The following is a 12,453-nucleotide window of genomic DNA, read 5'->3' as shown; positions in this document are numbered from 1 at the left end:
TCACGGAACACCCATGAAGACCCTGTACGCATCTTTTGCCGCTCCGCTCGCCCTGGTCGCGCTCGCCAATCCCTCGGTCGCCGCCGCGCCGGAGTTTCAGACGACCGCGCCGGTCGCCTTCATGAAGGACCTGTCCTCGGGCGCGGTCCTGTTTCAGCGCGACGCCGACCGCCGGATGCCCCCGGCGTCGATGGCGAAGATGATGACGGTCTATGTCGCCTTTGATCTGGTCAAGAAGGGCCAGTTGAAGCTGAACGACATGGTCACGGTGCAGCCGGAAACCTGGGCCAAGTGGCACGGCCCGCAGGCGGGGTCGACCATGTTCCTGTCGCCGAACGAGCAGGTCAGCGTCGCCAACCTGCTCTACGGTATCGTCACCCTGTCGGGCAACGACGCCTGCGTCGTGCTGGCCGAGCATATCGCGGGCACCGAGCAGAATTTCGTCGAGCGGATGAACCGCACCGCCAGGCAGATCGGCCTGAACAACAGCCATTTCGGCACCGCCAATGGCTGGCCGGACGGCGGCGTGACCTATGTCACCGCGCGCGACCTGGCCGATCTGGCCGACCACACGATCCAGGACTTCCCGCAACTCTACAAGCAATTCTATTCGCGCCGGGATTTCACCTGGGGCAAGACGATGGGCGGCAACGCCATCACCCAGGCGAACCGCGATCCGCTGTTGGGCCGCGTCGCGGGAGCCGACGGCCTGAAGACCGGCCATACCGAGGAAGCGGGCTATGGCTTCACCGGTTCGGCCGAGCAGAATGGTCGCCGTCTGGTGATGGTGATGGCCGGACTGAACAGCTCGAACGCGCGCGCCGACGAGTCGGTCAAGTTCATGAACTGGGGCTTCCGCGCGTGGCAGGCCAAGCCCGTGGTGGCGCAGGGCAGGAAGGTCGCCGACGCCGAGGTGCAGATGGGATCGTCCAGCAAGGTCGGCCTGATCGCGCCGCGCCAGTTGACCGTGACGCTGCCCGCCGGGCTCGATCCGGCGATCAGTGCCAAGGTCGTCTATCAGGGCCCGATCAAGGCGCCGATCAAGGCGGGTCAGCATATCGCCGATCTGGTCGTCAGTTCGCCTGACATGCCCGCGCAGCGCCTGCCGCTGGTCGCCGACAAGGATGTGGGCGAGGCGGGCTTTTTCGGCCGCGCCTGGGCCGGACTGACCTCGCTCTTCGGTTGAGCCGAACATGACCCTGCCGGTCGGCAATGATGCGGCGCAGGCCGCCTTTGCCGCCGCGCTGGGCGGCGCCAAGCTGCACCATGCCTGGCTGATCGCCGGGCCGGAGGGTGTGGGCAAGGCGAGCTTCGCGCGGGCGGCGGCGACGCGGCTGCTGGCGCGGGCGAGCGGGGCGGGGGCCTTGCCGCCCGGTCTGGCAGTGCCCGACGACCACCCGACCGCCCGACTGATCGCGGCGGGATCACATCCCGATTTCCGCGTCATGGCGCGGTTGCCCAAGGATGCGGAAAAGCCCGATCAGGATCTGGCGCGCTCGATCACCATCGCGCAAGTCCGCACGCTGCAACCGATGTTCGCCACCGCGCCCGCCATGGGGCCGGCGCGGGTCGTGCTGATCGACGCGATCGACGATCTGGAGCGGGGCGGGGCGAATGCGCTTCTGAAGAATCTGGAGGAGCCGCCGGCGGGAACGGTGTTCCTGCTGGTCAGCCATGCGCCGGGACGATTGCTGCCGACGATCCGGTCGCGGTGTCGGTTGCTGCGTTTCGAGCGGCTGGCGGACGCGGACGTTGCGCGCGTGCTGCGGATGGAGTTGCCCGAGGCGGACGAGGACGAGATCGCCGCGCTGGTCGCGGTGGCGGACGGTGCGCCGGGCCGGGCCTTGCGCTTCGCCGGACTGAATATCGCCGGGCTGGACAGCGCCATCGCGCGGATCGCTGAAACTGGCGACCCCGGCAATGCCGAGCGGGTCAAGCTCGCCAAGGCGCTGGCGGGCAAGGCTTCGCAGGCGCGGTACGAGGCGTTTCTCGATCGAGTGCCCGCCTTCATCGCGAACCGGGCGCGTGGGCGATCGGGGCCGGGGCTGAAGGTCGCGCTCGATGCCTATGCGGCGGCGCAGGATCTGGCCGGGGCGGCGCGCGGGCTGTCGCTGGATGCGCAGGGAACGGTGTTCGAGATGGCGGGGATCATCGCAACGTTGCGGTGAGGTTTTCCCTTGGGCTTCGACTACGCTCAGCCCGAACGGCTGGTGGAATCGCCCCTCATCCCTACATCCGTTCAGCCTGAGCGAAGTCGAAGGCCACGCCCAGCCGTGGCCGCAAGCTTACAACCCCACCCGCTCGAAATGCCCGGACTCGAAACCGCCGATCGCCAGTTCCACGATCCGCGCCGCCACCACCTCCGGTGCTTTCACCGACGCAGGGTCTTCACCCGGATAGGCCTTGGCCCGCATCTCCGTCCGCGTCGCACCGGGATCGAGGATCGCGGTGCGGATTCGGCTGATCTCGGCGGTTTCGTCGCCATAGGCACCCAGCAACGTTTCGAACGCCGCCTTGGACGCGCCGTACGCCCCCCAATAGGCGCGCGGCTTGCGCCCGACCGAGGACGTGACGCCGATCACCCGCGCCGCATCCGAGCGCCGGAGCATCGGGTCGAAGGCGGAGATCAGCGCGGCCTGCGCACTGACGTTCAGGGTCAGGACGCGGGCGAATTCCTTAGGGTCTATGGCGGGCACGGCGGCCAGCGAGCCCAGCATCGCGGCGTTCAGGACCATCACGTCCAGCGCCTGCCAGCGTTCGCCGATCGCGGCGGCGAGGCGGGCGATCGAGTCGTTTTCCGCCAGGTCGAGCGGGGCGATCGTCGCCGATCCGCCCGCGTTGAAGATGGTCTCCTCGACCTCCTCCAACCCCTTGGGGGTGCGCGCGGTCAGGACGACATGCGCCCCCGCCGCCCCCAGCGCGATGGCGGTCGCGGCACCGATCCCCCGGCTGGCCCCGGTGACGAGGGCCAGCTTGCCCGACAGCGCCCCCGCCATCAGGCGACCCGCTCCGCCAGCAACTGGAACTGATCGACCGGCGCGGTTTCGTCATGGTCGGTCAGCGTCGTCGGATAGTCGCCCGTGAAGCAGGCGTCGCAATAGCTAGGCGTATCGCCGCGCGCCGCGTTCAGCGCCTTGTACAGCCCCTCGATCGACACGAAGGACAGGCTGTCGGCATGGATGAAGTCGGTCATGCCGCCCAGGTCCAGCTTGGCGGCGAGCAGCTTGGCGCGCTCGGGCGTGTCGACGCCGTAGAAGCAGCTATGCCGGGTCGGCGGGCTGGCGATGCGCATATGCACCTCCACCGCGCCGGCTTCGCGCATCATCTGCACGATCTTGAGGCTGGTGGTGCCGCGCACGATCGAATCGTCGATCAGGACGACCTTCTTGCCCTGGATCAGCGCGCGATTGGCATTGTGCTTCAGCTTGACGCCCAGATGCCGGACCTTGTCACCCGGCTGGATGAAGGTGCGACCGACATAGTGCGAGCGGATGATGCCCAGTTCGAACGGAATGCCCGACGCCTGGGCATAGCCGATCGCGGCGGGGACGCCCGAATCGGGAACCGGGATGACCAGATCGGCATCGACCGGCGCTTCATGCGCAAGCTGCGCACCGATTTCCTTGCGGACCGAATAGACCGACTGGTCGCCGGCGATCGAATCGGGGCGGCTGAAATAGACCCATTCGAAGATGCAGGGGCGGGGGGCGACCGACTGGAACGGGTGGATCGAGCGGATCTCGTTGCCCTGCACGATGACCAGTTCGCCCGGCTCTACCGCGCGCTCGAAGGTCGCCCCGCACACGTCGAGCGCGACCGTCTCCGAGGCGAAGATCACCGAACCGTCGAGGCGGCCCATGACCAGCGGCCGGATGCCCAGCGGATCGCGGCAGGCGATCATGCCCTCGGGCGTCATCACGATGAGGGAGTAGGCGCCCTCGACCTGCTTCAGCGCGTCGATGAACCGGTCGAGCAGGGTGCGGTAGTTGGAAGTGGCGACCAGATGGATGATCGTCTCGGTATCGCTGGTCGACTGGAAGATCGAACCGCGACGGACGAGTTCGCGACGCAGCTTCATCGCGTTGGAGATATTGCCGTTATGCGCGATGGCGAAGCCGCCGGTCGACAGATCGGCATAAAGCGGCTGGACGTTGCGCAGCGCGGTTTCGCCGGTGGTCGAATAGCGGACATGGCCGCAGGCGACATCGCCCGGCAGGCCGCGAATCACGTCGTCACGGTCGAAATTGCCCGCGACATGGCCCATGGCGCGGTGCGTATGGAACAGCGTCCCATCGAAGCTGGTGATCCCCGCCGCTTCCTGGCCGCGATGCTGGAGCGCGTGCAGGCCGAGGGCGGTCAGTGCCGCCGCGCCGCTGGCGCCGGACACGCCGAAGATGCCGCATTCCTCGCGGAGTTTGTCGTCGTCGAAGGGGTGGGTGGTCAGCATGGGAGAGGCGCTCGCAACGTTCGCAACTAAGGGGCAGACGGGGCGCATATAGGAACGTGATCTGCGTTTGTCGCCTGTTTGTCATGGTTGCCGGGATCATTTTGCCGAAAGCAGCGTTTGGGTCCCAAGGCAGGAGATGCCATATGGCGCGCGATCACGGAGCCCAGATCAAGGATGACGGGCTGTACGAGGAACTCCGCAAGCAGGGGCAGTCCAAGGAGAAAGCGGCGCGCATCGTCAATGCCAAGGCGAAGGGCAGCTTGGAGCATCGCTCCACCCATCTGGAGGACCGCACCAAGGACGAGTTGATGAAGGAAGCCCGCGAGATCGGGATCGCCGGGCGGTCCAGGATGGACAAGGCCGCGCTGATCAAGGCGATTCGCGACCACGGGTGAGGTGGCGGACCTGGCAACGCTGGCAATGGATGACTTCACCGCCATTCCGCTTTAACGTCACCCCATGGCCGACCATCGAGACACCGGGCTGACGCTCGATCCCAAATTCGACGCGAACGGATTGCTGACCGCGATCGCCACTGACCGCGCGAGCGGCGAGTTGTTGATGGTCGCGCATATGAATGAGGAAGCGCTCGACGCCACCCGGAATAGCGGCGAGGCGCATTTCTGGTCGCGCAGCCGGGGGCGGCTCTGGAAGAAGGGCGAAAGCTCCAACAATGTCCTGCGCGTCGTGGAGATGCGCATCGACTGCGACCAGGATGCGATCTGGCTGATCTGCGATCCTGCGGGCCCGGCCTGTCACACGGGGCGACGCAGTTGCTTCTACCGGCGGATCGAGGGTGACGGGTTGGCGCCGGTCGCGTGACCTGGCACTGGGCGATCCTGTTGCTCGCCGGGCTGACGGCGGCTTGCGGTTCCTCGGAAGGCGAAGCGGACGGGAATGCCGCCGGTGAGCGGCTGGAGCGGGCGAGCATCGCCGCCGGTCTGGTCGCCGATCCCGCCGCCGCGCCGCTCGACGGCATCTGGTCGCGCGACACGGACCGCATGTGCATCGTCCCCCAATCGGGCGGGATGCGGCGAATCGGCGTGATGCTGGACTATGGCGAGGGGCAGGGGTGCACGGCGCGCGGCACATTGCAACGGAGCGGGCCGGATTTGAACGTCGCGCTGGGGGGCTGCCGCTTCACCGCGAATTTCGATGGCGAGACCATCCAATTCCCCGCCCGCCTGCCGACCGAGTGCAACACGCTATGTACCGGTCGCGCCAGCCTTTCAGCTTTGATCGTCGAACGGATCAGCGCCTCGACCGCCGAGGCGCTTACCCTGCGCAACGCCGAGGGGACCGCTCCCTGCGGCGCGTAAGCAGGTCGATTGACGTTCACGTAAACGGCATTTAGCCTCTACGGCCATGTCCAAGCCCGTCGCTCCCGCCGCCACCCCCTCCCGGAGCGACCGCGACGATTATTCCATTACACAACTCTGCACCGAGTTCGGCGTCACCGCTCGCGCATTGCGTTTCTATGAGGACGAAGGGCTGATCTCTCCCGAGCGGCGGGGAACGCAGCGCATCTATTCGCAACGGGATCGCGCCCGGTTGGCGTGGATCCTGCGTGGCAAGCGGGTGGGGTTCAGCCTGGCCGATATTCGCGAGATGATCGACCTCTACGATCTGGGCGACGGTCGGCGACAGCAGCGGGAGGTGACCGTCGCCCGCTGCACCGCCAAGATCGACGCGCTACAGGCGCAGAAGCGTGACATCGATGCCGCCATCGCCGAGTTGACCGAATTCGTGGCCTTGGTCCAGTCGCATCAGGATTGAAGCGACGATCAGGGCTTTTTCGGATCGATGGTCGCGCTGCTCGTCCGGCGGACGCCGCCCAATTCGCCCGGTGCTGTCGGTGTCGCGCTGGCTTGCGGCGTCGGGCTTGGCACGGGGGCGGGGGGCATGACCGTCATTACCTGTCGCTTCATGCACCGGGGACCACGCAGCGCCGGATAGAGCGTGCAGTTCCAAAGCGTCCGCTCCAGCCCCGCTGCAGTATCACGGAGATAGCTGAACGCCATCGCGTCCATCTGTCCCGATGTCAGCGGTACGGTGGATGGCGGCGCGACGCCGTCGCGCCAGGCCATGACGGTGCAATGCTTGCGCTCTCCGCACAGCTTCAGAGCGAACGCCGCGAACCCCTCGGGCGCGAGGCCACCGGGTAGCGTCACAAGGAACATGTCCGGATCGCTCGCGAGCGGAGCCGCCGTGCCCGTGGCGACGGCGCCCTCGGCCAGCGCCGCGCCCGCCTCACCGCTCGCCTCGGCCCCGGCGCGATGCGGGGGTGAGAAGGGTGCGAGTTGGGCGATGACCGGCTCGCCCGCCACCGGGTGCCGGTTGAAGGCAGGGGGCGTGCCCCACCAGCCGGACCAGCGGAAGAACAAATGGCTGCCGACCGCTGCGACCTTGTCGAGGCTAGCCTGCCAATAGGGCACGACCCAATCGGTATGATAATGGGTGGCATGGCCGACGGGGCGGAAGACCTTGCCGTTCAGCGCCATGGCGGCGACCTCCCGCGCGCGAGCCCAGGCGGCTTCGGGCGGCTGCCATTTGGTCAGCGCGCCGTCGCAGGTGAAGGTGAACTGGCAGCCGGTGGAGCGCTCCTGCCCCTCGAACACCACGCCGCACACCGTCTTCGGAAAAGCGGGATGGCGGAGGCGGTTGAGCACCACCTGCGCCACCGCCTGCTCGCCCTTGGCATCGTCGCCTGCTTCATAGAGCACGCCCGCCGCCAGGCAGTCGAGCGCCCGCGCCTTTTCCTCCGCCGTACCGCGAAAGACGAAGGGGCGGGCCGCCGGATTGGGATCGGTCGAGAAGGGGACGCCTTCGTTATACGCCCGCGCCTCGTCCGGGCTCATGTCGATGAAGGCGACCGGCTCGACCGGGGGTAGTTCGGCGGGGGGCACCACGCGCTGCGGACGCGCCGACCGCTGGGGCGACGCGTGCGAGGCGTGGGGAATGGCGGGAGCGTTCGCCACGAGCAAAGCCGGTACGACGCTGGCCGTACCGGCGATCACGACCAATGGGGCGAACAGCGCCGTGCGGAGGCCGCCGCGCGGCGTGGGACTGTCGCTCACTGTTCGGGCAGGAAGTCCGGCACCGACAGGTAACGCTCGCCCGTGTCATAGTTGAAGCCCAGGACGCGGGTGCCGTCGGGCAGGTCGGGCAGCTTCTGAAGGATCGCCGCCAGCGTCGCGCCGGAGGAAATGCCGACCAATATGCCTTCCTCGGTCGCGGAACGACGCGCCATGTCCTTGGCGACATTGGCATCGACCTCGATCACACCGTCGATCGCCTGGGTGTGGAGATTGGCGGGGATGAACCCTGCGCCGATGCCCTGGATCGGGTGCGGGCCCGGCTGGCCGCCCTGGATGACCGGCGAGGCGGCGGGTTCGACCGCATAGACCTTGAGGCCGGGCCATTCCTTCTTCAACGTCTCGGCCACGCCGGTGATATGGCCGCCGGTGCCGACGCCGGTGATGATCACGTCGATCGGCGAATCGCGGAAGTCGTTCAGGATTTCCTGCGCCGTCGTGCGGACATGCACGTCAACATTGGCAGGGTTCTCGAACTGCTGCGGCATCCAGGCGCCCGGCGTGTCGCGCACGATCTCCAGCGCGCGTTCGATCGCGCCCTTCATGCCCTTTTCACGCGGGGTGAGGTCGAAGGTCGCGCCGTAAGCCAGCATCAGGCGGCGGCGCTCGATCGACATGGATTCGGGCATGACCAGGATCAGCTTGTAACCCTTGACCGCCGCGACCATCGCAAGGCCGACGCCGGTATTGCCGCTGGTCGGCTCGACGATGGTGCCGCCGGGCTTCAACTGGCCGCTGGCCTCCGCCGCCTCGACCATCGCCAGCGCGATTCGGTCCTTGATCGAGCCGCCGGGGTTGGAGCGTTCGGACTTGATCCACACCTCCGATCCGGGGAACAGCCGCTGGAGCTTGATATGCGGCGTGTTGCCGATCGTTTCCAGGATGGTGTTGGCCTTCATGGCTTGGCTTCTCCGTGGGTTGGTTCGGTTGCAAGGATCTCGGGAGGGTCAAAGGTTCGCGCGCGCCGGAGTTCCGGGAACAGCCGCGACCAAAGCAGGGTGACGCCGATCGCACCGACCCCGCCGAACACCACCGCGCCCACGGGGCCAAGGATCGAGGCCATCACCCCGCTCTCGAACTCGCCCAGTTCGTTGGAGGCCGAGATGGTCAGTTGCGACACCGCGCTCACCCGCCCGCGCATCGCATCGGGGGTGTGAAGCTGGATCAGCGACTGGCGGACATAGACCGACACCATGTCCGCGCCGCCCGCGACGATCAGCGCGATCAGGCTGAGGATGAAGGCGGGGTGGAGGAAGAGGGTGACGCCGCCCAGCGCGACCGTGCCGCTGGACAGGCCCAGCAGGTTCGTCACCTGGCTGGCGATGCCGAAGGTCAGGATGGCCAGGCCGAACACGACGACCGAAATCAGCATCTTCACGCCGACATTGGAGGTCATCGGCTTGAACGAGAACCAGATGGCGGTGGTCGCCGCGCCGATCCCCATGCCCGCCGCCAGCACGCCCAGCCCCTGCGACCCGACATGCAATATGTCGCGGGCATAGACCGGCAGCAACGAGGTCGCCCCCGCCAGCAGCACCGCGAACAGATCGAGCGTGATCGCCGCCTGCACCAGCCGGTTGCGGCGGACATAGCCGAACCCCTCGACGATTCGGGTCAGTGGGCGGCGGTCGGTCTGTGCGGCGGGTTGCGGCACCGGGCCGATCAGGAAGATGCAGAGTAGCGCGATGCCGAACAGGACGGTCGCGACCCCGTAGGCGAATTCGGGATGAATGGCGTAGAGCAGCCCGCCGACGCTGGGCCCCGCGATCGTGCCGACCTGCCAGGCGATCGAACTGACCGCGATGGCGGTGGGCAGGCTTTCGCGCGGGACCAGATTGGGGGCGAGCGCCGAATAGGCCGGGCCGGAAAAGGCGCGTGCGATGCCGAACGCCGCCGCGGCGGCGAACAAGGCCCCGAGCGTCAGATGCCCCGACCAGGTCAACAACCACAGGGTCGCGGCGGTCAGCACCAGCAGGGCGGTCGTCGCCCGCACGATCCAGCGCCGATCGACGCTGTCGGCGACCAGTCCGGTGATCGGAGTCAACAAAAACAGCGGCACGAACTGCGCGAAGCCGATCATGCCGAGCATGAAGGCGGCCTGTTTGACGTCCATCGTCTCGCGCGCCAGATTGTAAACCTGCCATCCGATGACGATCGACATCGCCGATACCGCGATGGTGCCGCTGAATCGCGACAGCCAGTAGCTGCGGAAATTGGCGATGCGGAACGGGTGTTTGGGTCTATCCATAATCGACGGGCGTTGTAGGCTGCGGTCCGCCGACAAGGCAACCGAGGCAAAGCTATTCGCCCCTAAATCCCCGCTGTCCGAGTGGGAATTGATAGGGGGAATTGAGTTTCATGACAAAGCACGCCAATAGGCGTCCATCCTTCCCTAACGGAAACAAAGGTGTTCCCGACTGTGGCAAAAGCTCCAAGCCGTACCAGCGAGCCCCCCATCCCCAATCGGGAGCGTCCCGCCGAACCGCAACCGTTCCAGGCCAGCAAGGAACAGTTGCTGGATTTCTACAAGCAGATGCTCCTGATCCGCCGCTTCGAGGAAAAGGCGGGCCAGCTTTACGGCCTCGGCCTGATCGGCGGCTTCTGCCACCTGTATATCGGCCAGGAGGCCGTGGCGGTGGGTCTCCAGTCGGCGCTCGACGGCGACAAGGATTCGGTCATCACCGGATATCGCGACCATGGCCACATGCTGGCCTATGGCATCGATCCCAAGGTCATCATGGCCGAGCTGACGGGGCGTGCCGCCGGCATCTCCAAGGGCAAGGGCGGGTCGATGCACATGTTCTCGACCGAGCATAAATTCTATGGCGGCCACGGCATCGTCGGCGCCCAGGTGTCGCTGGGCACCGGCCTGGCGTTCGGGCACAAGTACAGCAATGACGGCGGCGTCTGCCTCGCCTATTTCGGCGACGGCGCGGCCAATCAGGGCCAGGTGTACGAGAGCTTCAACATGGCCGAGCTGTGGAAGCTGCCGATCATCTTCGTGATCGAGAACAACCAGTACGCCATGGGCACCGCGGTCAACCGCGCCTCGTCCGAGGACCAGCTTTACCGTCGTGGCGAGAGCTTCCGCATCCCCGGCATCCAGGTCGACGGCATGGACGTGCTGGCGTGCCGCGGTGCCGCCGAAGAGGCGCTGGCCTGGGTCCGTGCGGGCAAGGGTCCGGTCATCCTGGAGATGAAGACCTATCGCTATCGCGGTCACTCCATGTCCGACCCGGCCAAGTATCGCAGCCGCGAGGAAGTGCAGGGCGTTCGCGACAAGTCGGACCCGATCGACCACGTCAAGAAGCTGCTGGAAGCGCAGGGCGTGACCGAGGCCGACCTGAAGGTGCTGGAGCAGGACATCCGCAAGCAGGTCAACGAAGCGGCGGACTTCGCCGAGCAGACCCCCGAGCCCGATGTGGCTGAACTCTACACTGAAGTGCTGGTGGAGCGTTACTAAGATGGCGATCGAGATCAAGATGCCGGCCCTGTCCCCGACGATGGAAGAGGGCACGCTCGCCAAGTGGCTGGTGAAGGAAGGCGATACGGTCAAGTCCGGCGACATCATGGCCGAGATCGAGACCGACAAGGCGACGATGGAATTCGAAGCCGTGGATGAAGGCGTGATCGCCAAGATCATGGTCGCCGAGGGCACCGACAATGTGAAGGTCGGCACCGCCATCGCGCTGCTGGCCGAGGAAGGCGAGGACGTTGCGACCGCCGCCTCCTCAGGCAGCCGTTCGGGCGATGCGGCCAATGCCGCGCCGAAGAACGAGGCGACCGATCAGGCTTCGCCGCCGATGCCGGAAGGCGCGGCCGCCGCCGAGCAGGAAAGCGGCACGCAGAAGCTGGTCGCCGCCGCCGAACAGGAAGCGCCCGCCTCGCCGGAAATCCCGGAAGGCACCGAGATGGTGAAGCTCACCGTTCGTGAAGCGCTGCGCGACGCGATGGCCGAGGAAATGCGCGCCGACGACCGTGTCTTCGTGATGGGCGAGGAAGTCGCCCAGTATCAGGGCGCGTACAAGGTGACGCAAGGGTTGCTCGACGAGTTCGGCGACCGCCGCGTGATCGACACGCCGATCACCGAATATGGCTTTGCCGGCGTCGGCACTGGTGCCGCCATGGGTGGCCTGAAGCCGATCATCGAGTTCATGACGTTCAATTTCGCCATGCAGGCGATCGACCACATCATCAACTCGGCCGCCAAGACCAATTACATGTCCGGCGGCCAGATGCGCTGCCCGATCGTGTTCCGTGGTCCCAATGGTGCCGCCAGCCGTGTGGGTGCGCAGCACTCGCAGAATTACGGCCCCTGGTACGCTTCGGTCCCCGGCCTGATCGTGATCGCGCCCTATGACGCGGCCGATGCCAAGGGCCTGCTGAAGGCGGCGATCCGCTCGGAAGACCCGGTCGTCTTCCTCGAAAACGAACTGATGTACGGCCGTTCGTTCGACGTGCCCAAGCTCGACGATTTCGTCCTGCCGATCGGCAAGGCGCGGATCATGCGCGAGGGCAAGGACGTCACGCTCGTCTCCTACTCGATCGGCGTGGGCGTTGCGCTCGAAGCCGCCGAGAAGCTGGCCGCCGAGGGCATCGATGCGGAGGTCATCGATCTGCGCACGCTGCGTCCGCTCGACACCAAGACGGTGCTCAAGTCGCTCGCCAAGACCAACCGCCTGGTCGTGGTCGAGGAAGGCTGGCCGACCTGCTCGATCGCGTCGGAAATCACCGCCGTCGTGATGGAAGAGGGCTTCGACGACCTCGACGCACCGGTGCTGCGCGTGACCAACGAGGACGTGCCGCTGCCTTACGCCGCGAACCTCGAAAAGCTGGCGCTGGTCGACGCGAACAAGGTCATCGCCGCCGTCAAGAAGGTTACCTATCGCGGCTGAGCGATCGGGTAATCCG

At 66.6% G+C, this 12,453-nt stretch carries 13 protein-coding genes; 8 read left to right on the top strand and 5 right to left on the bottom strand.

Features of this window, described 5'->3' with window-relative positions; genetic code table 11:
• Window positions 1-13: 13 nt before the first annotated feature.
• Window positions 14-1,186 (top strand): D-alanyl-D-alanine carboxypeptidase family protein, encoded by a 1,173-nt coding sequence (locus SM191_RS00500; protein ID WP_341504470.1) that lies wholly within the window; start codon window positions 14-16, stop codon window positions 1,184-1,186.
• 7 nt (window positions 1,187-1,193) lie between these two features.
• Window positions 1,194-2,168, top strand: coding sequence for an AAA family ATPase (locus SM191_RS00495; RefSeq protein ID WP_341504469.1), 975 nt, complete (start codon window positions 1,194-1,196; stop codon window positions 2,166-2,168).
• A 117-nt stretch (window positions 2,169-2,285) separates the two neighbouring features.
• On the opposite strand, the gene SM191_RS00490 is transcribed toward SM191_RS00495, so the two are convergent.
• Both SM191_RS00490 and purF read right to left on the bottom strand, forming a co-directional pair.
• The gene (locus tag SM191_RS00490) at window positions 2,286-2,996 is read right to left on the bottom strand and encodes an SDR family NAD(P)-dependent oxidoreductase (protein ID WP_307000922.1); all 711 of its coding nucleotides are present in this window, start codon (window positions 2,994-2,996) and stop codon (window positions 2,286-2,288) included.
• Window positions 2,996-4,447 carry an amidophosphoribosyltransferase gene (purF, locus tag SM191_RS00485; protein ID WP_341504468.1) on the bottom strand — a complete coding sequence of 484 codons (1,452 nt, stop codon included), beginning with the start codon at window positions 4,445-4,447 and terminating at the stop codon, window positions 2,996-2,998. Before purF ends, SM191_RS00490 begins: the two co-directional genes overlap by 1 nt.
• A gap of 143 nt (window positions 4,448-4,590) precedes the next feature.
• Between purF and SM191_RS00480 the strand changes: the two genes are divergently transcribed.
• The 4 genes from SM191_RS00480 to SM191_RS00465 all read left to right on the top strand — a co-directional run bounded on the left by SM191_RS00480 (window position 4,591) and on the right by SM191_RS00465 (window position 6,223).
• The gene (locus tag SM191_RS00480) at window positions 4,591-4,842 is read left to right on the top strand and encodes a DUF7218 family protein (RefSeq protein ID WP_341504467.1); all 252 of its coding nucleotides are present in this window, start codon (window positions 4,591-4,593) and stop codon (window positions 4,840-4,842) included.
• Between the two features lie 64 nt (window positions 4,843-4,906).
• Window positions 4,907-5,269: a phosphoribosyl-AMP cyclohydrolase gene (hisI, locus tag SM191_RS00475; protein ID WP_341504466.1), complete on the top strand. Its 363-nt coding sequence runs from the start codon at window positions 4,907-4,909 to the stop codon at window positions 5,267-5,269.
• On the top strand, window positions 5,266-5,766 hold the full coding sequence (locus tag SM191_RS00470) for a hypothetical protein (protein WP_341504465.1): 501 nt from the start codon (window positions 5,266-5,268) through the stop codon (window positions 5,764-5,766). Before hisI ends, SM191_RS00470 begins: the two co-directional genes overlap by 4 nt.
• 46 nt (window positions 5,767-5,812) lie before the next feature.
• Window positions 5,813-6,223: a MerR family transcriptional regulator gene (locus SM191_RS00465; RefSeq protein WP_341504464.1), complete on the top strand. Its 411-nt coding sequence runs from the start codon at window positions 5,813-5,815 to the stop codon at window positions 6,221-6,223.
• An 8-nt stretch (window positions 6,224-6,231) separates the two neighbouring features.
• Here SM191_RS00465 and SM191_RS00460 read toward each other — a convergent pair whose 3' ends face one another.
• From SM191_RS00460 to SM191_RS00450, 3 genes are read right to left on the bottom strand one after another with little or no spacing between them, the layout of a single operon-like run.
• Window positions 6,232-7,524: a cell wall hydrolase gene (locus SM191_RS00460; RefSeq protein ID WP_341504463.1), complete on the bottom strand. Its 1,293-nt coding sequence runs from the start codon at window positions 7,522-7,524 to the stop codon at window positions 6,232-6,234.
• Window positions 7,521-8,441 (bottom strand): cysteine synthase A, encoded by a 921-nt coding sequence (gene cysK, locus SM191_RS00455; RefSeq protein ID WP_341504462.1) that lies wholly within the window; start codon window positions 8,439-8,441, stop codon window positions 7,521-7,523. Before cysK ends, SM191_RS00460 begins: the two co-directional genes overlap by 4 nt.
• Entirely contained in the window at window positions 8,438-9,790 is a 1,353-nt protein-coding gene (locus tag SM191_RS00450) for an MFS transporter (RefSeq protein ID WP_341504461.1), read from the bottom strand. The genes cysK and SM191_RS00450 overlap by 4 nt, the downstream gene beginning before the upstream one ends.
• A gap of 171 nt (window positions 9,791-9,961) precedes the next feature.
• Here SM191_RS00450 and pdhA point away from each other — a divergent pair, with 171 nt between their 5' ends.
• A complete protein-coding gene (pdhA, locus tag SM191_RS00445; protein WP_341504460.1) occupies window positions 9,962-11,005 on the top strand; it encodes a pyruvate dehydrogenase (acetyl-transferring) E1 component subunit alpha in 1,044 nt (347 codons plus the stop codon).
• Between the two features lies 1 nt (window position 11,006).
• Entirely contained in the window at window positions 11,007-12,437 is a 1,431-nt protein-coding gene (locus tag SM191_RS00440) for a pyruvate dehydrogenase complex E1 component subunit beta (protein WP_341504459.1), read from the top strand.
• The last annotated feature ends 16 nt before the right edge of the window (window positions 12,438-12,453 follow it).

The organism is Sphingomonas sp. 2378, from assembly GCF_038084995.1.
GTDB lineage: Bacteria > Pseudomonadota > Alphaproteobacteria > Sphingomonadales > Sphingomonadaceae > Sphingomonas.
The sequence above is the reverse complement of the archived record's forward strand: the minus strand, read 5'-3'. Positions and strand labels throughout refer to the sequence as shown.